Origin of the sequence: Serratia oryzae (genome assembly GCF_001976145.1) — a bacterium.
Taxonomy (GTDB): Bacteria; Pseudomonadota; Gammaproteobacteria; order Enterobacterales; family Enterobacteriaceae; genus Chania; species Chania oryzae.
In genome coordinates this window covers 4,151-25,875 of record NZ_MOXD01000019.1, presented here as the reverse complement: position 1 = coordinate 25,875, position 21,725 = coordinate 4,151, and the positions used below count along the sequence as shown (strand labels likewise).

Here is a 21,725-nt window from a genome sequence, read left to right as displayed (position 1 = left end):
GGAAGGCGGCAACGCAGTGAATCCTCAGGAGCTTACATGAGTAAGTGACTGGGGTGAGCGAGGAAAGCCAACGCACCTGTCACTTGAATTATAAAGGGTATATACTGGTGGCTTCTTGTCGGAGTGCCTAGCGTTGATCTGTTTAGCAAATCAGCCAGGCTGAGACCGTTAATTCGGGATCCGCGGAACCTGATCGGGTTAATACCCGCGAAGGGAACAAGAGTAATCTATCGCCGAACACAGCTTTTCCGCTCCAGGATCTCGCTGCTTTTTTGGCCAGCATCATTACTCCCTCCGAGCTCCAGACAAGCAATTTTCCACACATCACCCACTGATAGGAATTTGCTATGTCTACGATGAAAAAACCCCGTGCCCGCAAACAGCAGCGTGACGAAGCGCAGCAGTTTATCAATGCCTTACAGGGCGTGACTTTCCCCAACTCACAGCGTATTTATCTGCAAGGCTCACGCAGCGATATCCGTGTTCCCATGCGTGAAATCCAGCTTAGCCCGACGCTTACCGGCGGCAGCAAAGACAACCCACAGTATGAAGCGAATGAGGCGATTCCGGTGTATGACACCGCTGGCCCCTATGGCGATCCCCATGCTGTGCTTGATGTGCACCGTGGCTTGGAAAAGCTGCGGGCAGGCTGGATTGAGGAGCGTGCGGATAGCGAAACCTTGAACGCCGTCAGTTCCGGCTTTACCCAACAGCGCCTGGCGGACGAAGGGCTGGATCATCTGCGCTTCGAACACCTGCCGTTGCCACGCAAGGCCCTGCCCGGCAAATGCGTTACCCAATTGCATTACGCCCGCGCGGGTATTATCACGCCAGAGATGGAGTTCATCGCCATCCGCGAGAACATGGGGCGTGAACGCATTCGTGGTGGCGTGTTACGCCAACAGCATCCCGGCCAGAACTGGGGGGCCAATCTGCCAGAAAACATCACGCCGGAATTTGTGCGCCAGGAAGTGGCCGCTGGCCGTGCCATCATCCCCGCCAACATCAACCACCCGGAATCCGAGCCGATGATCATTGGCCGCAACTTCCTGGTGAAAGTGAATGCCAATATCGGTAACTCGGCGGTCACGTCGTCGATCGAAGAAGAAGTAGAAAAGCTGGTGTGGTCTACCCGCTGGGGCGCGGATACCGTGATGGATCTCTCCACTGGGCGCTATATCCACGAAACCCGTGAATGGATCCTGCGTAACAGCCCGGTGCCGATTGGCACCGTGCCGATCTATCAGGCGCTGGAAAAAGTGAACGGTGTGGCGGAAAACCTGACCTGGGAAATGTTCCGCGATACTCTGCTGGAACAGGCGGAACAGGGCGTGGACTACTTCACCATTCACGCCGGCGTGCTGCTGCGCTATGTACCGATGACCGCCAAACGCCTGACCGGCATCGTGTCACGCGGGGGTTCGATCATGGCGAAATGGTGCCTGTCGCACCATCAGGAAAACTTCCTCTATCAGCACTTCCGCGAGATCTGCAAAATCTGCGCCGCCTACGACGTTGCCTTGTCGCTCGGTGACGGCCTGCGCCCTGGCTCAATTCAGGATGCCAACGACGAAGCCCAGTTTGCCGAACTGCACACGCTGGGCGAACTGACCAAAATCGCCTGGGAATATGACGTACAGGTGATGATCGAAGGCCCAGGCCACGTGCCGATGCAAATGATCCGCCGCAATATGACCGAAGAACTGGAACATTGCCACGAAGCACCGTTCTATACCCTTGGCCCATTGACCACCGATATTGCGCCAGGCTACGACCACTTCACCTCGGGGATTGGTGCCGCCATGATCGGCTGGTTCGGCTGCGCGATGCTGTGCTACGTCACGCCGAAAGAGCACCTTGGCCTGCCGAATAAGGAAGACGTGAAGCAGGGGTTAATCACTTATAAGATTGCCGCCCACGCCGCCGATCTGGCGAAGGGCCATCCAGGGGCGCAGATCCGTGATAACGCCATGTCCAAGGCACGCTTTGAATTCCGCTGGGAGGATCAGTTCAACCTGGCGCTGGATCCAGACACTGCCCGTGCTTATCACGACGAAACGCTGCCGCAGGAGTCCGGCAAAATCGCCCATTTCTGCTCCATGTGCGGGCCGAAATTCTGCTCGATGAAAATCTCGCAGGAAGTGCGCGATTACGCCGCTGCGCAAGAAGCCGCCAAACCGGTCGAAGTCCAGCTTTCCGGCATGGAGAAAATGTCTGCCGAATTCCGCTCGCGCGGCAGCGAACTGTATCACAGCGCAGCCAACCTGCAGGAAGAGGTGAACAATGACTGAAATCACTACGCCCTTCCCTGCCACGCCACACAAACTGGGGCTTTACCCGGTGGTGGACAGCGTTGAATGGATTGCACGCCTGCTGGATGCAGGCGTGACCACCATCCAATTACGCATCAAAGATCTGCCGGACGAACAGGTCGAAGCCGACGTTGCCGCCGCTATTGCGCTTGGCAAACGCTACCGTGCGCGGCTGTTTATCAACGATTACTGGCGGCTGGCGATCACACACGCCGCCTATGGCGTGCATCTCGGGCAGGAGGATCTGGATACTGCCGATCTGGCCGCCATTCACCGGGCCGGACTGCGCCTGGGGGTATCGACCCATGACGATGCCGAGATCGCCCGCGCCATTGCGGTAAAACCTTCCTACATTGCGCTGGGGCATATCTTCCCCACTCAAACCAAGGAAATGCCTTCCGCCCCCCAAGGGTTGGCGGAGCTGAGGCGCCATGTCGCTGGTTTACAAGACTATCCGACGGTGGCGATCGGCGGGATCAGCCTCGATCGCGTGCCCGCCGTGCTGGAGTGCGGCGTGGGCAGTGTGGCACTGGTCAGCGCCATCACCCAGGCCGCGGATTGGCGTCTGGCTACGGCACAACTGCTGAAGCTGATTGAAGGCAAGGAGTAATGCCATGCTCAACGATCAGGAATTTTTGCGTTACAGCCGCCAGCTGCTGCTGGAAGAGTTCGGCCCGGAAGGCCAGGAAAGGCTGAAGCAATCTACGGTATTGATCGTCGGCCTGGGGGGATTAGGTTCCCCGGCGGCACTGTATTTGGCTGCCGCTGGCGTCGGCAGCCTGCTGCTGGCGGATGATGACCAACTGCATATCTCCAACCTGCAGCGGCAAATCCTTTATCGCAGTAATGAACTCCCTCAAGGCAAAGCGCGACTGGCACAGCGTCAATTGCAGGCGCTGAACCCATTGGTAGCCTGCATTGCGCTGGAACAGCGCTTACAGGGTTCGATATTGAGCGAAGCCGTGGCGCGTGCCGATCTGGTGCTGGACTGCAGCGACAATATGGCGACCCGCCACGCGGTAAACAGTGCCTGTGTCGCGGCAAGTAAGCCCTTGATCAGCGGTAGCGCGGTCGGTTTCAGCGGTCAGTTGCTGGTGATCGAACCGCCATACGCTCAAGGGTGCTATGCCTGCCTTTACCCTGAGCAAGCTGAGCCACTGCGTAACTGCCGAACGGCGGGCGTGCTCGGCCCGGTAGTGGGGACGATCGGCACGCTTCAGGCGCTGGAAGCCCTCAAAATGCTGGCAGGGATGGCTTCCCCCCTCAGCGGCAAACTGCGTTTGTTCGACGGCAAACAGCAGAGCTGGAGCACCCTGCAACTCAGCAAAGCCAGCAATTGCCCGGTTTGCCGAGGTGCCGCATGAAAATTACGCTGAATGACCAGCCGTTGGAGTTGGCGCAAGCATTGAGCGTCACCGCCTTACTCGAACAACTGGATCGCCACCAGCCGGGCACTGCGCTGGCGATTAACCAGACCATCATTCCTCGCGCCGACTGGGCAACCCGCCAGGTGCAGGACGGTGATGATATCCTGCTGTTTCAAGCGATTGCCGGAGGCTGACATGCTGCAAATCGCCGATACCACTTTTACTTCACGCTTGTTTACCGGCACGGGCAAATTCGCCACCCCGGCCTTGATGCTGGCCGCCTTGCACGCCTCCGGTTCCCAGTTGATCACCATGGCAATGAAACGCGTCGATCTGCGCGGCGGTAACGATGCCATTCTGGCTCCGCTGCAACAGTTAGGTGTGAAGCTATTGCCAAATACCTCCGGCGCTAAAACCGCCGCCGAAGCGGTGTTTGCTGCCCGCTTGGCACGGGAAGCCCTCGGCACTCACTGGGTAAAACTGGAAATCCACCCGGATGTAAAATACCTGCTGCCAGATCCGGTCGAAACCTTGAAAGCCGCAGAGATTCTGGTCAAAGAGGGCTTCGTCGTGCTGCCCTACTGCGGTGCCGATCCGCTGCTGTGTAAGCGGTTGGAAGAATCTGGTTGCGCGGCGGTAATGCCGCTCGGCGCACCGATTGGCTCTAACCGTGGCCTGCTCACCCGTGATTTTCTCGAAATTATCATCGAACAAGCCAAGGTGCCAGTGGTGATCGATGCCGGTATCGGTGCGCCAAGCCATGCGCTGGAAGCCATGGAATTGGGTGCCGACGCGGTGCTGGTCAATACCGCCATCGCCGTCGCGCAGGATCCGGTGCAAATGGCGCAGGCGTTCCGCCTGGCGCTGGAAGCGGGTGAGTTAGCCCGCAGTGCCGGATTGGGCCATCGCCAACGGGCCGCCGTTGCCTCCAGCCCGCTGACCGCGTTTCTCAGTCACTCAGAGGAGGTTCGCTGATGAGTGATAATTTCAGTAGCCGCTGGCAACAACTGGATTGGGATGACATCCAACTGCGCATCAACAGCAAAACCACACGCGATGTCGAACGGGCACTCAGCGCAGCAAAGCTGACGCGCGATGACTTTATGGCGCTGATTTCCCCCGCGGCAGCATCTTATCTGGAACCGCTGGCACAACGCGCCCGGCAACTGACGCGCCAGCGTTTCGGCAACGTGGTCAGCTTTTACGTTCCTTTGTATCTCTCCAACCTGTGCGCCAACGACTGTACCTACTGCGGTTTCTCCATGAGCAACCGCATCAAGCGCAAAACGCTCAACAGTGATGAGATCGAACAGGAATGTGCGGCGATCAAAGCACTGGGTTTTGAGCACCTGCTGCTGGTTACCGGTGAGCACCAGAACAAAGTGGGTATGGCGTATTTCCGCCAGCATCTGCCGCAAATCCGCCGCCATTTCAGCTCGTTGATGATGGAGGTTCAGCCGCTGGCAGAAGAAGAGTACGCCGAGTTGAAAGCTCTGGGGCTGGATGGTGTGATGGTCTATCAGGAAACCTACCATGCAGCCACTTACCAGCAACACCATCTGCGCGGGCAGAAACAGGATTTTCACTGGCGGCTGGCAACGCCGGATCGCTTAGGGCGCGCCGGGATCGACAAGATCGGCCTCGGCGCGCTGATCGGGCTTTCCAGCAGTTGGCGCGCCGACTGTTACCTGCTGGCGGAGCATCTGTTCTATCTACAGCAAACTTACTGGCAAAGCCGTTACTCGATATCGTTCCCCCGTTTGCGGCCCTGTGCCGGTGGGATCGAACCCGCTTCGGTGATGAGTGAATCGCAACTGGTGCAACTCATCTGTGCCTTCCGCCTGTTCGCTCCCGACGTTGAGCTTTCATTATCGACCCGTGAATCCCCTTTCTTCCGCGATCATATGATCCCGGTAGCCATCAACAACGTCAGCGCAGGTTCAAAAACCCAGCCAGGGGGTTACGTAGAAGACGCCCCCACGGAGCTGGAGCAGTTTGAACCGCATGATGGCCGGACACCGCAGCAGGTCGCACTTGCCATCAGTGCCGCAGGCTTACAGCCGGTGTGGAAAGATTGGGATGATTATCTGGGGCGCACTACGCAATAACCTGCAACGGTTACAAAGGTGCTCCAATAGTGCTGGAAGCAAAACGCAAAGCTCACAAGCCGAGCTGGTGCTGAAAATTGGCCCCGTTATAGTGGCAGCGTTGGTTATCAAACCCGAAGCCAACCAAGGTTATCTTCCCCCTCTTGATAACCTTGCCTTACCAAACCCCGGAGCGCGCGGATATCCCCCGCGCGTCTCCGGATTCTTGTTTGATCAATCCACAGCCTGAGGTTTCATACTCGCGCCGACGATCGCCGACAGCAGGCAGCCGATGGCCAGATAGGCAGCCACCAGATGCCAGGAGCCCCCCATAAATTCCACCAGCAAGACGGCGATAAAAGGCGTGAAGCCACCGCCGACAACGCTGGCAACTTGATAGCCAACCCCAGCCCCGCTGTAACGGTAGGCTGTACCAAATAATTCGGTAAACATCGGCTGCTGCACGCTGACGAGCATGTCGTGCGCCACGTTCCCGAGCATGATGGCGAAAAGTATAATCATCAGGGTATTACGGCTCTCTAGCGCCATAAAAAACGGCACTGCGCTAGCGAAACCGATTAACGCGCCAGTCACGTAGATCCGACGTCGGCCAAAGCGATCGGCCAAATAGGCAAAACAAGGAATAGAAACACAGCTCACCGCTCCCACCAATAAGCCGATGTTAAGAAACATGTCGCGCGCCAGACCAAGGTGAGTGGTGGAGTAATTCAGAGCAAAGGCCGTCACGATATACATCGTCAACAACTCACCCAACCTCAGGGCAATAATCAATAAAAATGCCTTGGGGTTTTGGCGCAACGCCTCAAAGATCGGGAATTTGCGTATTTTGTTGGCTCTGTCCTGCAGCGTTTTATTCGCTTCAAACTCCAGCGATTCATCCATACCGTTACGCACCCACCAGGCGATCGCAACCAGCACCAGGCTGAATAAGAACGGCAAACGCCAGCCCCAGCTTATGAACTCATCATTGGTGGTAAATTGGTTCACAATAGAAACCGAGCCGGTCGCCAGCAGCAACCCGACACCGAAGCCAATCTGTACCCCACTGCTGTAAAAGGCTTTTCTCTTTTTTGGCGCACTCTCAACCGCCAGCAGGGCGGCTCCGCCCCATTCACCGCCCACGGCAAACCCTTGAACTGCACGCAGCAGCACCAGCATAACCGGAGCCCACCAGCCAGCCGTCGCAAAAGAGGGTAACAAGCCAATCAAGGCGGTGGCGATCCCCATCATCCAAACGGTGATCATCAGCATGCGTTTGCGGCCCAATTTGTCACCGAAGTGCCCAAACACGATCCCACCCAGCGGGCGGAACAGGAAACCGACGCCAAAGGTCCCAAACGCGGCCAGCGTTCCCATCGTTGGGCTGACCTGAGGGAAAAACTCTGTATTAAACACCAGAGCGGCAACTATTCCGTACAGTAGAAAATCGTACCAGTCGACCACTGCGCCAACAAAGCTCCCTAACGCGGCACGGCGTGCTCGGCTGGGGGAGTGCTGGGTTGGCAGTGTAGTTTCGCTGTTTACAGCGGTGTCATTACTGATTGATAACCGGTTGTTATCCTGTGCGAGCACTGAGGGGGTTGAGGTATCCATGCCTATTCCGTTGTTTTAACTTTACAGGCACTTTACAACAAAAAGCCCTGGCTGTGATAGCCAGGGCTTTAGAACATCCAACCAATCAAAGATCGGCTTTAGATGGCTTACTCGTCGTCGTTGCCGCCCAGATTACCTGCATTCAGCAATTCGGCCAGGTTAGCCGTCGCTTCTGCCGCGCTCACCTGCGGAACAACCGGTGCTTCGCCCTGTGCTTTACGGCGCATACGGTCCTGGTGATAAGCGTAACCGGTACCGGCTGGGATCAGACGGCCCACGATGACGTTCTCTTTCAGACCACGCAGTTCATCACGCTTACCGGCAACCGCCGCTTCGGTGAGAACACGCGTCGTTTCCTGGAACGATGCAGCAGAGATGAAGGACTCGGTCGCCAAGGAAGCCTTGGTGATACCCAGCAGATCGCGCGAGAAGGTGGCTTCGATCTTGCCTTCAGCAGCAAGCTTACGGTTAGCAATCTTGACGCGTGATACTTCAGCCTGTTCGCCTTCCAGGAACTCGGTGCCACCCGCGCTGACGATGGTGCCTTTACGCAGCATCTGACGAACGATAACTTCGATGTGCTTATCGTTAATCTTAACGCCTTGCAGACGGTAAACTTCCTGCACTTCGTTGGTGATGTAGCGGGTTACCGCATGTACACCACGCAGACGCAGAATGTCGTGTGGAGATTCTGGGCCGTCGGAAACAACGTCACCACGTTCCACCACTTCACCTTCAAACACGTTGAGCTGACGCCATTTCGGAATCATTTCTTCGTAAGCGTCGCTGCCGTCCAGTGGTGAGATCACCAGGCGACGTTTGCCTTTGGTCTCTTTACCGAACGAGATAATCCCGCTGATTTCAGCCAGGATGGCAGGCTCTTTCGGACGACGTGCTTCGAACAGATCCGCAACGCGTGGCAGACCACCGGTAATATCCTTGGTACCGCCGGATTCCTGAGGAATACGCGCCAAAGTATCACCCGCACCGATCTGAATGCCGTCTTCCAACTGCACAATCGCTTTACCTGGCAGGAAGTATTGAGCAGGCATATCAGTACCTGGGATCAAGACATCGTCGCCTTTGGCATCAACGATTTTCAGTGCCGGACGCAGGTCTTTACCACTACCGGTACGCTCTGCGCTATCCAGTACCACCAGAGAAGACAAACCGGTCAGTTCGTCGGTCTGGCGAGTAATGGTCTGGCCGTCAACCATATCAGCGAAGCGGATAAAACCACTCACTTCACTGATAACAGGCATGGTGTGCGGATCCCAGTTAGCCACGGTCTCGCCGCCGTTAACTTCTGCACCGTCACCTTTGCCCATCACGGCACCGTAAGGCACCTTGTAGCTTTCTTTGGTACGACCAAATTCGTCGATCAGCTTCAGCTCGGTATTACGTGAAGTAATAACCAGCTTGCCCGTTGCGTTCATAACGAACTTAGCGTTGCTCAGCTTCAGGTTACCTTTGTTCTTCACCTGGATGCTGGATTCAGCCGCCGCACGAGATGCCGCACCACCGATGTGGAACGTACGCATCGTCAGCTGTGTACCCGGTTCACCGATGGACTGTGCCGCGATAACGCCGATGGCTTCGCCTTTGTTGATGATGTGACCACGTGCCAGGTCGCGACCATAGCAGTTTGCACACACACCAAAGTCGGTTTCACAGCTTACTACGGAACGCACCTTGACGCTGTCGACAGAGTTCTCTTCCAACAGATCACAGGTCTTCTCGTTCAGCAGGGTGTTACGTGGCACCAGAATATCTGCCGTACCCGGCTTGATGATATCTTCCGCCGTCACACGACCCAGAACGCGCTCACGCAGTGGCTCTTTAACGTCACCACCTTCGATAACCGGAGTCATCATGATGCCGTTGTGAGTACCACAGTCGTCTTCAGTTACTACCAGATCCTGCGCCACGTCAACCAGACGACGGGTCAGATAACCGGAGTTTGCTGTTTTCAATGCGGTATCCGCCAAACCTTTACGTGCACCGTGCGTAGAGATGAAGTACTGAAGTACGTTCAAGCCTTCACGGAAGTTCGCGGTGATTGGCGTTTCGATGATTGAGCCGTCTGGCTTCGCCATCAGGCCACGCATACCGGCCAACTGACGAATCTGAGCAGCAGAACCACGAGCACCGGAGTCGGCCATCATAAAGATGCTGTTGAAGGAAACCTGTTGTTCCACCACGCCGTCACGGTTAACCACGTCTTCAACCGACAGGTTTTCCATCATCGCTTTAGCAACACGTTCGTTCGCCGCAGCCCAGATATCGATCACTTTGTTGTAGCGTTCGCCCGCGGTAACCAGACCAGACTGGAACTGCTCCTGGATCTCGGCCACTTCGGTTTCCGCTTCTTCGATAATCTCTGCTTTCTTGGCTGGGATCACCATGTCATCGATACCGACAGAAGCACCTGAACGGGCCGCGTACGCAAAACCGGTGTACATGATCTGGTCAGCGAAGATAACGGTCGGCTTCAGGCCCAGGATGCGGTAACAGGTGTTCAGCATCTTGGAGATCGCTTTTTTGCCCAGAGGCTGGTTAACGATCGAGTACGGCAGACCTTTTGGTACGATCATCCACAGGATGGCGCGGCCAATGGTGGTATCAACGATAGTGGTCTGATGAACAGACTCGCCTTCGGTATTTTTGATCTCTTCGACAATACGCACTTTGACGCGCGCATGCAGAGAGGCAAGACCGGCGCGATAAACGCGTTCAGCTTCTTTCGGGCCCGTCAGAACCATGCCTTCGCCTTTGGCGTTAACACAGTCACGAGTCATGTAGTACAGACCCAAAACAACGTCCTGAGAAGGAACGATGATTGGCTCGCCGTTCGCTGGTGACAGGATGTTGTTGGTAGACATCATCAACGCACGCGCTTCCAACTGGGCTTCCAGCGTCAGCGGTACGTGCACGGCCATCTGGTCACCATCGAAGTCGGCGTTGTATGCCGCACAAACCAATGGGTGCAGCTGGATCGCTTTACCTTCGATCAGAACCGGTTCAAACGCCTGGATACCCAAACGGTGCAGGGTGGGTGCACGGTTCAGCAGGACCGGGTGTTCGCGGATCACTTCGTCGAGGATATCCCAAACGACAGCTTCTTCGCGCTCAACCATTTTCTTGGCAGCTTTGATGGTTGTGGCCAGGCCACGCAGCTCCAGCTTGCCGTAGATGAACGGTTTGAACAGCTCCAGTGCCATTTTCTTCGGCAGACCGCACTGATGCAGACGCAGGTATGGACCTACGGTGATAACAGAACGACCAGAGTAGTCAACGCGCTTACCCAACAGGTTTTGACGGAAACGGCCCTGCTTACCTTTGATCATATCGGCCAAAGATTTCAGAGGACGTTTGTTGGAACCGGTGATCGCACGGCCACGACGGCCGTTATCCAGCAGAGCATCTACCGCTTCTTGCAGCATACGCTTTTCGTTGCGCACGATGATGTCAGGCGCAGCCAGATCCAGCAGGCGTTTCAGACGGTTGTTACGGTTGATCACGCGGCGATACAGATCGTTCAGATCGGAAGTCGCGAAACGGCCACCATCCAGTGGAACCAATGGGCGCAGATCCGGCGGCAGTACCGGCAGCACGGTCAGGATCATCCACTCAGGCTTGTTGCCCGACTGAACGAACGCTTCCAGCAGCTTGATACGCTTGGTCAGCTTCTTACGCTTGGTTTCAGAGTTGGTTTCATTCAGTTCTTCACGCAGCTGCTCGCACTCGGCTTCCAGATCCATGTTTTTCAACAAGGCCTGAATAGCTTCTGCACCCATCTTGGCGTCGAATTCGTCACCAAACTCTTCCAACGCATCCAGATACTGCTCTTCAGTCAGGATCTGACGACGCTCGAGGTTGGTCATACCGCCTTCAACTACCACGTAGGATTCGAAGTACAGTACACGTTCGATGTCACGCAGCGGCATATCCAGCAGCAAACCGATGCGCGATGGCAGCGATTTCAGGAACCAGATGTGCGCAGTTGGGGAAGCCAGTTCGATGTGGCCCATGCGCTCACGGCGCACTTTGGTCTGGGTCACTTCAACGCCGCACTTCTCACAGATTACACCGCGGTGCTTCAAGCGCTTGTACTTACCGCACAGGCACTCGTAATCTTTTACCGGCCCAAAGATACGGGCACAGAAAAGGCCGTCACGTTCTGGTTTGAACGTACGGTAGTTAATGGTTTCCGGCTTCTTCACTTCGCCGAACGACCACGAACGGATCATGTCTGGCGATGCCAGAGCAATCTTGATCGCATCAAACTCTTCGGTCTTAGTTTGCGCTTTCAGAAACTTCAATAAGTCTTTCACGGATTGGCTCCTGTCGGAGTTAAACCTGTTGGGAACACGCTGCTCTTCATCTTTCAAACTGTAGCGTTGTTGGCTGCCTTCATTCACCCCAGTCACTTACCTGAGTAAGCTCCTGGGAATTCATTCAGTTGCAGCCTTGCTACAGCTTGAAATCTTTTGAGCACAATTGTGCGCCCGTGTGACCTGAACAACCACCCTCTGGCTCCCTAAGGCCGGGAGCCAGAGCCGGAGAAACGATTACTCGTCTTCCAGTTCGATGTTGATCCCCAGCGAACGGATTTCTTTCAACAGTACGTTGAAGGATTCCGGCATGCCAGGTTCCATACGGTGATCGCCATCCACGATGTTTTTGTACATCTTGGTACGGCCGTTGACGTCATCCGACTTAACGGTAAGCATTTCCTGCAAGGTGTAAGCTGCGCCGTAGGCTTCCAGCGCCCACACTTCCATCTCACCGAAGCGCTGACCACCGAATTGCGCCTTACCCCCCAGCGGTTGCTGAGTTACCAAGCTGTAAGAACCGGTAGAACGGGCGTGCATTTTATCGTCGACCAAGTGGTTCAGTTTCAGCATGTACATGTAGCCAACGGTGACCTGACGCTCAAACTGCTCACCGGTACGGCCATCAAACAGCGTAATCTGACCCGAAGTCGGGATACCACCCATTTCCAGCAATTGCTTGATTTCCGTCTCTTTCGCACCGTCGAAGACTGGCGTTGCGATTGGCATACCTTTTTTCAGGTTCTCTGCCAGACGCATCACTTCGTCGTCGCTGAAGGTGCTCAGATCGACTTTCTGGCAAACGCCATCGCCGAGATCGTAAGCTTTCTGGATGAACTCACGCAGCTTGGCCACTTCCTGCTGCTGCTTCAGCATTTGGTTGATCTTCTCACCAATGCCTTTCGCCGCCATACCCAAGTGGGTTTCCAGGATCTGACCGATGTTCATACGTGATGGAACGCCCAGCGGGTTCAGTACGATATCAACCGGCGTGCCGTTTTCATCGTAAGGCATATCTTCGATCGGGTTGATCTTGGAGATAACACCCTTGTTACCGTGACGGCCTGCCATCTTGTCACCCGGTTGGATCTGACGCTTAACCGCCAGATAAACCTTAACGATTTTCAGCACGCCTGGTGCCAGATCGTCGCCTTGGGTGATCTTACGACGCTTGGCATCCAGCTTTTTCTCAAAGTCGGATTTCAGTTCGTCATACTGCTCTGCCAGCTGTTCCAGTTGGTTTTGCTTCTCTTCGTCGGTCAGGCCCAGTTCCAGCCAGCGATCGCGTGGCAGCTTGCTCAGCTTCTCAGCTTCAATGCCACCGGCAACCAGCACCGCATGGATACGTGCAAACAGGCCAGCTTCCAGGATCTGCAGCTCTTCAGTCAGGTCTTTCTTCGCCTGCTTCAGTTGCATCTCTTCGATTTCTAACGCACGCTTGTCTTTTTCCACGCCATCGCGGGTGAAGACCTGCACGTCAATAACCGTACCGGAAACACCATTAGGTACGCGCAGAGAAGAATCTTTAACGTCAGACGCTTTCTCACCGAAGATCGCACGCAGCAGTTTTTCTTCTGGCGTCAGTTGGGTTTCACCTTTCGGCGTTACCTTACCAACCAGAATGTCGCCACCGGTCACTTCCGCACCGATATACACGATACCGGATTCATCCAGTTTGGAGAGCGCAGCTTCACCCACGTTCGGGATGTCGGCAGTGATCTCTTCAGGCCCCAGCTTGGTGTCACGAGACACACACGCCAATTCCTGAATATGGATGGTGGTAAAGCGATCTTCCTGTACCACTCGCTCGGAGACCAAAATGGAGTCTTCGAAGTTGTAGCCGTTCCAAGGCATGAACGCCACGCGCATGTTCTGGCCCAGCGCCAGTTCGCCCAGATCGGTGGACGGGCCATCAGCCAGCACGTCGCCGCGCTCGATCGGCTCACCCAGATTCACACACGGCATCTGGTTGATACAGGTGTTCTGGTTGGAACGGGTGTACTTGGTCAGGTTATAAATATCGATACCTGCTTCGCCCGGATACATCTCGTCTTCGTTAACTTTGATAACGATACGGGAAGCATCCACGTACTGGATCACACCGCCACGCTTGGCTACGGCAGTAACACCGGAGTCAACCGCTACGGCACGTTCCATACCGGTCCCCACCAGCGGCTTGTCAGCACGCAGAGTAGGCACCGCCTGACGTTGCATGTTCGCACCCATCAAGGCACGGTTGGCGTCATCGTGTTCCAGGAATGGAATCAGTGAAGCACCAACGGAGACAACCTGCTGGGTAGATACGTCCATATAGTCAACCTGGTCGCGGCTGAACAGGCTTGATTCGCCTTTGCTACGACAGGTAACCAGGTCCTCTTCAAAGCGGCCTTCTTCATCCAGGTTGGAGTTCGCCTGGGCGATAACGAAGTTGCCTTCTTCAATAGCAGACAGATAGTTGATTTCATCGGTCACCACGCCGTCGCGCACGCGGCGGTACGGGGTTTCCAGGAAGCCATACTCGTTGGTCTGTGCGTACACGGACAAGGAGTTGATCAGACCGATGTTTGGACCTTCCGGCGTTTCGATTGGGCACACGCGACCGTAGTGAGTCGGGTGTACGTCACGAACTTCAAAGCCTGCGCGTTCACGCGTCAGACCGCCTGGGCCCAGTGCAGAGATACGGCGTTTGTGCGTAATCTCAGACAGCGGGTTGTTCTGGTCCATAAACTGAGACAGTTGGCTTGAGCCGAAGAACTCTTTCACCGCCGCCGAAATCGGCTTGGCGTTGATCATGTCCTGAGGCATCAGGGTGTCCAGATCGCCCAGAGACAGACGTTCTTTAACCGCACGCTCAACACGCACCAGACCGACACGGAACTGGTTCTCGGCCATTTCGCCAACGGAACGGATACGACGGTTGCCCAAGTGATCGATATCGTCCACTTCGCCTTTACCGTTACGAATATCAATGAGCTTCTTCATCACTTCGATGATGTCGTCTTTGCTCAGGATACCCGAACCTTCGATCTCGTCACGCAGCAGAGAACGGTTGAACTTCATACGGCCAACCGCAGACAGATCGTAGCGGTCTTCAGAGAAGAACAGGTTCTCGAACAGGCTTTCCGCCGCTTCACGCGTTGGTGGCTCACCAGGGCGCATCATGCGGTAGATTTCTACCAGCGCGCTTAAGCGATCGGTGGTTGGATCGACGCGGATAGTCTCAGAGATATACGCACCGTGATCCAGATCGTTGGTGAACAGCGTTTCGATACGCTTGTGGCCAGACTGGCTCAGCTTGGCCAGCAGATCCAACGACAGCTCCATGTTGGCTGCGCAGATCAGCTCACCGGTATTGGTATCGATATAGTCCTTCGCGACCACTTTGCCCGCGATGTACTCAACCGGTACTTCAATACTCTGAATTTCGTCTTTTTCGAGCTGACGGATATGACGAGCAGTGATACGACGGCCTTTCTCAACGTAGATCTTACCGTTGGCTTCAATATCAAAGGACGCAGTTTCACCACGCAGACGCTCTGGAACCAGCTCCATCTGCAGCTTGTTATCACGGATCTCGAAAGCAATTTTTGCAAAGAACAGGTCAAGGATCTGTTCTGTGGTGTAGCTCAGGGCGCGCAGAATGATGGTCGCTGGCAGTTTGCGGCGACGGTCAATACGCACGAATAGGTTGTCTTTCGGGTCGAACTCGAAATCCAACCATGAACCACGGTAAGGGATGATGCGCGCGTTATACAGCACTTTACCCGAGGAGTGGGTTTTACCCTTATCGCTGTCGAAGAACACACCCGGACTACGGTGTAGCTGGGATACGATAACCCTCTCAGTACCGTTAATCACAAAGGTACCGTTTTCGGTCATGAGCGGAATTTCGCCCATATAGACTTCTTGTTCCTTGATGTCTTTGACCGTACCTTCTGGCGCTTCGCGCTCATAGATAACCAGGCGCAGTTTTACGCGCAGCGGTGCAGAATACGTCACACCACGAATCTGGCACTCTTTGACGTCGAACACCGGCTCACCAAGACGGTAGCTAACGTATTGCAGCTCCGAATTGCCACTGTAGCTCTGGATAGGGAAAACAGAACGGAATGCGGCTTCTAAGCCGTATTGCCCTTCAGGATCTTGCTCGATGAACTTCTGGAACGAGTCAAGCTGGATAGAAAGGAGATAAGGTATGTCCAGAACTTGTGGACGCTTACCAAAATCCTTACGAATACGTTTTTTCTCGGTATAGGAGTAAACCATAGGGTTCCTCAGCTCGCTGGAAAGTCGAACCATTTGTCTGCCCGGCATAGGACAGTTCATGCAACACCATTTTGTTGACCGGAAAGCGAGAACACTTTCCGCAATACCCGTTTCTATCACGCTTAAATCATTTCATTGCCTTTGCGGCAGATTCGGCTGCGGCAGGGAGAGCAGTATATTAAGTCGTCGATAGAAAGAAATATTGGGGTGAGTCAGTAGTCAAACAGTGTGAAACTCTACTGACGCCCTACAGCGCAAAAAGGCTGGTGACCAAAAAGTCACCAGCCATCAGTCTGTTAAGCCAGACTGCACTCTGAGAAGTTAAACTTATTTAACTTCAACAGAAGCACCAGCTTCTTCCAGAGATTTTTTCAGAGCTTCAGCGTCATCTTTGCTGATGCCTTCTTTCAGAACTGCTGGAGCAGATTCTACCAGGTCTTTAGCTTCTTTCAGGCCCAGACCGGTCGCACCACGTACTGCTTTGATAACAGCAACTTTGTTGCCACCAACAGCAGACAGTACAACGTCGAACTCAGTTTTTTCTTCTGCAGCTTCTACAGGACCAGCAGCAACAGCTACAGCGGCAGCAGCAGAAACGCCGAATTTTTCTTCCATAGCGGAAATCAGTTCAACAACGTCCATTACAGACATAGCGGCAACTGCTTCCAGGATTTGGTCTTTAGTGATAGACATAACAATTGTTCCTAAAATTCAGAAATAGTTTAAATACGTTAGCAAAGGCTAAGAAAGAGCGGCTTATGCAGCTTCTTTCTGATCGCGCAGAGCAGCCAGAGTGCGAACCAGTTTGCCGGCAGCGGCTTCTTTCATGGTTGCCATCAGGCGTGCGATTGCTTCATCGTAAGTAGGCAGCGTTGCCAAGCGGTCAATCTGTGCCGCAGGGATCAGCTCACCTTCAAAGGCCGCAGCTTTAACCTCGAATTTTGCATTCGCTTTCGCGAACTCTTTGAACAGACGAGCAGCAGCGCCCGGGTGTTCGTTAGAGAATGCAATCAAGGTTGGACCGACAAACGTGTCTTTCAGGCATTCGAACGGAGTGCCTTCAACTACGCGGCGCATCAGGGTGTTACGAACAACACGCATGTAAACGCCAGCTTCACGACCTGCTTTACGCAGTTCAGTCATTTTATCTACAGTAACGCCACGGGAATCCGCAACAACCGCAGACAGCGCGCCTTTGGCCACTTCGTTGACTTCAGCAACAATCGCTTGTTTGTCTTGAAGATTTAATGCCATTAGCTTTTTGCTCCTGGATTAGCCGGGGAAAATCCCCGGAACTCACTTCACTTAACGCCTTGTGTAACACAGGGTGATAAGCGGCTTAACACGGTGAGCAGAATCCAGCAAAGACCATTCTCTATAAAAAGAAAAAATTTCTTTAGGCTCTGTCACCGTCTACGCAGGAAAATTAAGCACCTTTCGGCACACCTGCGGTCTTGGACGGAGGCCTGGATAGGCCAGGCTCCAACCGAAAAATCTGTTGCTCCGCCTACAGCGGAACCTTGGGGCATAAGATTCTAGGTGAATCTTTACCCCAAGTCAAAGCGATAATCACCTGGTGATTAGTTCGCTACAGCAGTCAAACCGCTCTGATCGATGGCAACGCCAGCACCCATGGTGGTGGAGAGGCTAACTTTCTTGATGTACACGCCTTTCGCCTGAGATGGTTTTGCTTTTTTCAGCGCAACCAACAGAGCTTCCAGGTTTTCTTTCAGTTTGTCTGCGTCGAAATCAACCTTACCGATAGTGGTATGGATGATGCCGTTTTTATCGTTACGATAACGAACCTGGCCTGCTTTAGCATTTTTCACTGCTTCAGCAACGTTCGGAGTAACGGTACCCACTTTCGGGTTTGGCATCAGGCCACGTGGACCCAGAACCTGGCCCAGTTGACCTACAACGCGCATTGCATCTGGGGAAGCAATAACAACGTCGAAGTTCATTTCGCCTTTCTTGATCTGCTCAGCCAGATCTTCCATACCTACCAGCTCTGCGCCAGCCGCTTTAGCAGCTTCAGCGTTAGGGCCCTGGGCAAATACGGCAACGCGAACGGAACGACCGGTGCCGTGCGGCAGAACGGTAGCACCACGTACGTTTTGGTCTGATTTACGAGCGTCGATGCCGAGATTAACAGCAACGTCAACGCTTTCTACGAATTTAGCGGTGGCCAGCTCTTTCAGCAGAGCAACAGCTTCGGTGATGTCATACTGTTTAGTAGCATCAACTTTGTCACGGATCACGCGCATGCGCTTGGTCAGCTTAGCCATCTCTTAATCCTCCACTACCAGGCCCATGGAACGAGCGGTACCTTCAATGGAGCGAGTCATCGCTTCAACGTCAGAACCAGTCATGTCCGCAGCTTTGGTTTCTGCGATTTCACGTACCTGAGCACGAGTCACTTTACCGACTTTGTCTTTATTCGGCTTACCGGAACCAGACTTAACACCGGCCGCTTTTTTCAGCAGAACTGCTGCTGGCGGGGTTTTGGTAACGAAAGTGAAGGAGCGATCAGAATAAACAGTAATAACAACAGGGATCGGCAGACCTTTTTCAACGCTGTCAGTCTTAGCGTTGAATGCCTTACAGAATTCCATGATGTTAACACCTTGCTGACCCAGAGCAGGGCCGACTGGCGGGCTCGGGTTAGCCATACCGGCTGCAACTTGCAGCTTGACGTAGGCTTGTACTTTCTTGGCCATTGAAATTTCCTCGTATGGGTAGTATCGCCTCCTGAGAGGCTCCCCGTGTTTCGCCGCGCTCCAAGAGCGAAGCATCTAAAAACAAAAGGCGCGAAATTGTAGTTCAATTCCGCGCCTCTGACAAGCCACAAATCTGCTTGTATTGCTGATTAATTGATCAGCCTTTTTCGACCTGACTAAAGTCCAGTTCCACTGGCGTTGCACGGCCAAAGATGGAAACAGAAACCTTCAGGCGGCTTTTCTCGTAGTCCACTTCTTCAACAACACCGTTGAAGTCTGCAAACGGGCCATCGTTGACGCGCACCAGTTCACCTGGTTCAAACAAGGTTTTCGGACGTGGTTTGTCGCCCACCTGCTGCAGGCGGTTCATAATCGCATCCACTTCTTTGTCGCTGATCGGTGCAGGACGATCGGAAGTTCCACCGATGAAGCCCATAACACGAGGAACGCTGCGCACCAGGTGCCAGCTAGCGTCATTCATCACCATCTGGACCAATACATAACCAGGGAAGAATTTACGCTCGCTCTTACGACGCTGACCACCACGGATTTCAACCACTTCTTCCGTAGGTACCATGACTTCGCCGAACAGTTCTTCCATATCGTGCAGTTTGATATGTTCACGCAGCGATTGAGCTACGCGACCTTCAAAACCGGAAAACGCCTGAACGACGTACCAACGTTTTTTTGGGGCTTCAGACATTTTAGAACCTCAGGCCAGTAATAAACGATACCAGACGGACTAGAATACCATCCAGCCCCCACAGAATCAGTGACATCACGGCAGTTACCGCGGCAACGATCAACGTGGTATGTAACGTTTCCTGACGAGTTGGCCAGATCACTTTGCGTACTTCAGTACGCGCTTCGCGCGCAAACGCGACGGTAGCTTTACCTTTAGTGGTCATCAATGCCACTGCGCCAGCAACAACAATGATCAGTACAACTGCCAGCGCACGCAGTGGCAGGCTGAAATCACGGTAATAATAGTTACCGACAATAGCCATAACCAGCAGAACGGCGACGATCAGCCACTTAGCCACTTCAAGGCCACGTCCGCTCCCTTGAGCCTCGGTATTCGCACTCATAAACCAACCTGTCACAATGATTCGAACAAATAACTTTGCCTCGCAACGCGAGGCAAACCAAACCGATCAGATGCTGCTTAGCAGCACTCGGTGTTTACGCTATGACGTATTTCAGTCAATACGGTTTAAGAGCCCATCTCACCAATGATTATGGCTGCAAAATCGCTGATGAGATAGGTTCTAGTTCACAGCGTATAAAAAGGGCATCAAATGATGCCCTTTTACCGCATGTCGCGTCAAATATTATCAGCGATTAAGCGATAACTTTGGCAACAACGCCCGCACCTACAGTACGGCCGCCTTCACGGATTGCGAAACGCAGACCGTCGTCCATCGCGATTGGGTGGATCAGCGTGACTTTCATGTTCACGTTGTCACCTGGCATTACCATCTCTACGCCTTCTGGCAGTTCGATGGTACCGGTCACGTCAGTTGTACGGAAGTAGAACTGTGGACGGTAGCCTTTGAAGAATGGCGTATGACGGCCACCTTCTTCTTTGCTCAGGATATACACTTCTGAATCAAACTGTGTGTGCGGCTTGATTGAACCTGGTTTAGCCAGAACCTGACCACGTTCGATATCTTCACGCTTGATACCACGCAGCAGAACACCCACGTTCTCACCCGCACGGCCTTCGTCCAGCAGTTTGCGGAACATTTCAACGCCAGTACAGGTAGACTTAACGGTGTCTTTGATACCAACGATTTCAACTTCTTCACCAACCTTGATGATACCGCGCTCTACACGACCGGTAACAACGGTACCACGACCGGAGATGGAGAAGACGTCTTCAATTGGCAGCAGGAATGGCTTGTCAATCGCACGCTCTGGTTCTGGGATGTAAGAATCCAGGTAACCAGCCAGCTCGATGATCTTCTCTTCCCACTCTGGCACGCCATTCAGCGCCTGCAGAGCTGAACCACGAACCACCGGCAGATCATCACCAGGGAAGTCATAAGCAGACAGAAGTTCACGCACTTCCATTTCTACCAGCTCCAGCAGCTCTTCATCATCAACCATGTCACATTTGTTCATGAACACGATGATGTAAGGAACGCCAACCTGACGACCCAGCAGGATGTGCTCACGGGTCTGCGGCATTGGGCCGTCGGTCGCAGCAACTACCAGGATCGCGCCGTCCATCTGAGCAGCACCGGTGATCATGTTTTTCACGTAGTCGGCGTGCCCTGGGCAGTCAACGTGCGCGTAGTGACGAGTCGGGGTGTCATATTCAACGTGAGAGGTGTTGATGGTGATACCACGAGCTTTTTCTTCTGGCGCGTTATCGATCTGATCGAAAGCACGTGCGTTACCGCCGTAGGTTTTAGCCAGTACGGTAGTGATTGCAGCAGTCAGGGTAGTTTTGCCGTGGTCAACGTGGCCGATAGTACCGACGTTAACGTGCGGTTTTGTACGTTCAAACTTTTCTTTAGACATCGATTGTCCCTCTAAGACACGGATAAATCGGTGGTATCACCACATCAACCAAGCATTTGCTTGTTGAATCCAGAACAGAAAGAAAATCAGGGGGCGAGAAATTAAGAAGTGGTGCTGATAGGCAGATTCGAACTGCCGACCTCACCCTTACCAAGGGTGCGCTCTACCAACTGAGCTATATCAGCACATCTTGGAGCGGGCAGTGGGAATCGAACCCACATCATCAGCTTGGAAGGCTGAGGTAATAGCCATTATACGATGCCCGCATCCTGGAACTCGGCTACCTGATTTTTCTGTAGAATTTTTAGGCGTGAGAAAAGGATTGTTTGTCGCTTAACTCTTCACCCTTCGTGCCGACGGCTTTTGCTATCTGGCGCGAACTTTTCAGAAGGCTTTCGCCTTCTCCGTGACGACTTAAATTGCTTTAAGTCACCACAGTTTAATCCCGTTGCTAGGATTGAATTTGGTGGTGGGGGAAGGATTCGAACCTTCGAAGTCTGTG

General features: G+C 53.8%; 16 protein-coding genes, 2 tRNA genes and 1 riboswitch. Of the genes, 6 read left to right on the top strand and 12 right to left on the bottom strand.

What is annotated here, in order from left to right:
* The first annotated feature begins 109 nt into the window (after positions 1-109).
* Positions 110-233: riboswitch (TPP riboswitch) on the top strand.
* Between the two features lie 114 nt (positions 234-347).
* The 6 genes from thiC to thiH are packed head-to-tail and all read left to right on the top strand — an operon-like array spanning position 348 to position 5,787.
* A complete protein-coding gene (thiC, locus tag BMI79_RS21770) occupies positions 348-2,291 on the top strand; it encodes a phosphomethylpyrimidine synthase ThiC (protein WP_076944243.1) in 1,944 nt (647 codons plus the stop codon).
* Complete coding sequence (gene thiE, locus BMI79_RS21765; RefSeq protein ID WP_076944242.1) at positions 2,284-2,922, top strand: thiamine phosphate synthase; 639 nt, start codon at positions 2,284-2,286, stop codon at positions 2,920-2,922. The genes thiC and thiE overlap by 8 nt, the downstream gene beginning before the upstream one ends.
* Before the next feature lie 4 nt (positions 2,923-2,926).
* Positions 2,927-3,676 carry a HesA/MoeB/ThiF family protein gene (locus BMI79_RS21760; protein ID WP_076944241.1) on the top strand — a complete coding sequence of 250 codons (750 nt, stop codon included), beginning with the start codon at positions 2,927-2,929 and terminating at the stop codon, positions 3,674-3,676.
* Positions 3,673-3,873 carry a sulfur carrier protein ThiS gene (thiS, locus tag BMI79_RS21755; RefSeq protein ID WP_076944240.1) on the top strand — a complete coding sequence of 67 codons (201 nt, stop codon included), beginning with the start codon at positions 3,673-3,675 and terminating at the stop codon, positions 3,871-3,873. Before BMI79_RS21760 ends, thiS begins: the two co-directional genes overlap by 4 nt.
* A gap of 1 nt (position 3,874) precedes the next feature.
* Positions 3,875-4,654 carry a thiazole synthase gene (locus tag BMI79_RS21750; protein WP_076944239.1) on the top strand — a complete coding sequence of 260 codons (780 nt, stop codon included), beginning with the start codon at positions 3,875-3,877 and terminating at the stop codon, positions 4,652-4,654.
* A complete protein-coding gene (gene thiH, locus BMI79_RS21745) occupies positions 4,654-5,787 on the top strand; it encodes a 2-iminoacetate synthase ThiH (RefSeq protein WP_076944238.1) in 1,134 nt (377 codons plus the stop codon). Before BMI79_RS21750 ends, thiH begins: the two co-directional genes overlap by 1 nt.
* A gap of 213 nt (positions 5,788-6,000) precedes the next feature.
* On the opposite strand, the gene shiA is transcribed toward thiH, so the two are convergent.
* The 12 genes from shiA to BMI79_RS21685 form a co-directional block, all read right to left on the bottom strand.
* Entirely contained in the window at positions 6,001-7,380 is a 1,380-nt protein-coding gene (gene shiA, locus BMI79_RS21740; RefSeq protein WP_076944237.1) for a shikimate transporter, read from the bottom strand.
* Between the two features lie 107 nt (positions 7,381-7,487).
* Positions 7,488-11,714: a DNA-directed RNA polymerase subunit beta' gene (gene rpoC / locus BMI79_RS21735; RefSeq protein WP_076944251.1), complete on the bottom strand. Its 4,227-nt coding sequence runs from the start codon at positions 11,712-11,714 to the stop codon at positions 7,488-7,490.
* 237 nt (positions 11,715-11,951) lie between these two features.
* On the bottom strand, positions 11,952-15,980 hold the full coding sequence (rpoB, locus tag BMI79_RS21730; RefSeq protein ID WP_076944236.1) for a DNA-directed RNA polymerase subunit beta: 4,029 nt from the start codon (positions 15,978-15,980) through the stop codon (positions 11,952-11,954).
* 327 nt (positions 15,981-16,307) lie between these two features.
* Entirely contained in the window at positions 16,308-16,673 is a 366-nt protein-coding gene (gene rplL / locus BMI79_RS21725) for a 50S ribosomal protein L7/L12 (RefSeq protein WP_076944235.1), read from the bottom strand.
* 63 nt (positions 16,674-16,736) lie between these two features.
* Positions 16,737-17,234, bottom strand: coding sequence for a 50S ribosomal protein L10 (rplJ, locus tag BMI79_RS21720; RefSeq protein ID WP_020828745.1), 498 nt, complete (start codon positions 17,232-17,234; stop codon positions 16,737-16,739).
* A 326-nt stretch (positions 17,235-17,560) separates the two neighbouring features.
* Positions 17,561-18,265 carry a 50S ribosomal protein L1 gene (gene rplA / locus BMI79_RS21715; RefSeq protein ID WP_076944234.1) on the bottom strand — a complete coding sequence of 235 codons (705 nt, stop codon included), beginning with the start codon at positions 18,263-18,265 and terminating at the stop codon, positions 17,561-17,563.
* 3 nt (positions 18,266-18,268) lie between these two features.
* Positions 18,269-18,697: a 50S ribosomal protein L11 gene (gene rplK / locus BMI79_RS21710; RefSeq protein ID WP_076944233.1), complete on the bottom strand. Its 429-nt coding sequence runs from the start codon at positions 18,695-18,697 to the stop codon at positions 18,269-18,271.
* A gap of 157 nt (positions 18,698-18,854) precedes the next feature.
* Positions 18,855-19,400, bottom strand: a complete 546-nt coding sequence (gene nusG, locus BMI79_RS21705; RefSeq protein ID WP_004929914.1) for a transcription termination/antitermination protein NusG — start codon at positions 19,398-19,400, stop codon at positions 18,855-18,857.
* A gap of 1 nt (position 19,401) precedes the next feature.
* The gene (gene secE / locus BMI79_RS21700; protein WP_037403547.1) at positions 19,402-19,785 is read right to left on the bottom strand and encodes a preprotein translocase subunit SecE; all 384 of its coding nucleotides are present in this window, start codon (positions 19,783-19,785) and stop codon (positions 19,402-19,404) included.
* A 253-nt stretch (positions 19,786-20,038) separates the two neighbouring features.
* Positions 20,039-21,223, bottom strand: a complete 1,185-nt coding sequence (gene tuf, locus BMI79_RS21695; protein WP_076944232.1) for an elongation factor Tu — start codon at positions 21,221-21,223, stop codon at positions 20,039-20,041.
* Positions 21,224-21,332: 109 nt separating this feature from the next.
* A tRNA-Thr gene (locus tag BMI79_RS21690) sits at positions 21,333-21,408 on the bottom strand.
* 6 nt (positions 21,409-21,414) lie between these two features.
* A tRNA-Gly gene (locus BMI79_RS21685) sits at positions 21,415-21,489 on the bottom strand.
* Positions 21,490-21,725: the final 236 nt, after the last annotated feature.

Coding starts and splice junctions, on each gene's coding strand:
- thiC (WP_076944243.1), top strand. CDS start 348: ATGTCTACGATGAAAAAACCCCGTGCCCGCAAACAGCAGCGTGACGAA.
- thiE (WP_076944242.1), top strand. CDS start 2,284: ATGACTGAAATCACTACGCCCTTCCCTGCCACGCCACACAAACTGGGG.
- BMI79_RS21760 (WP_076944241.1), top strand. CDS start 2,927: ATGCTCAACGATCAGGAATTTTTGCGTTACAGCCGCCAGCTGCTGCTG.
- thiS (WP_076944240.1), top strand. CDS start 3,673: ATGAAAATTACGCTGAATGACCAGCCGTTGGAGTTGGCGCAAGCATTG.
- BMI79_RS21750 (WP_076944239.1), top strand. CDS start 3,875: ATGCTGCAAATCGCCGATACCACTTTTACTTCACGCTTGTTTACCGGC.
- thiH (WP_076944238.1), top strand. CDS start 4,654: ATGAGTGATAATTTCAGTAGCCGCTGGCAACAACTGGATTGGGATGAC.
- shiA (WP_076944237.1), bottom strand. CDS start 7,380: ATGGATACCTCAACCCCCTCAGTGCTCGCACAGGATAACAACCGGTTA.
- rpoB (WP_076944236.1), bottom strand. CDS start 15,980: ATGGTTTACTCCTATACCGAGAAAAAACGTATTCGTAAGGATTTTGGT.
- rplL (WP_076944235.1), bottom strand. CDS start 16,673: ATGTCTATCACTAAAGACCAAATCCTGGAAGCAGTTGCCGCTATGTCT.
- rplJ (WP_020828745.1), bottom strand. CDS start 17,234: ATGGCATTAAATCTTCAAGACAAACAAGCGATTGTTGCTGAAGTCAAC.
- rplA (WP_076944234.1), bottom strand. CDS start 18,265: ATGGCTAAGCTGACCAAGCGCATGCGCGTGATCCGTGACAAAGTTGAT.
- rplK (WP_076944233.1), bottom strand. CDS start 18,697: ATGGCCAAGAAAGTACAAGCCTACGTCAAGCTGCAAGTTGCAGCCGGT.
- nusG (WP_004929914.1), bottom strand. CDS start 19,400: ATGTCTGAAGCCCCAAAAAAACGTTGGTACGTCGTTCAGGCGTTTTCC.
- secE (WP_037403547.1), bottom strand. CDS start 19,785: ATGAGTGCGAATACCGAGGCTCAAGGGAGCGGACGTGGCCTTGAAGTG.
- tuf (WP_076944232.1), bottom strand. CDS start 21,223: ATGTCTAAAGAAAAGTTTGAACGTACAAAACCGCACGTTAACGTCGGT.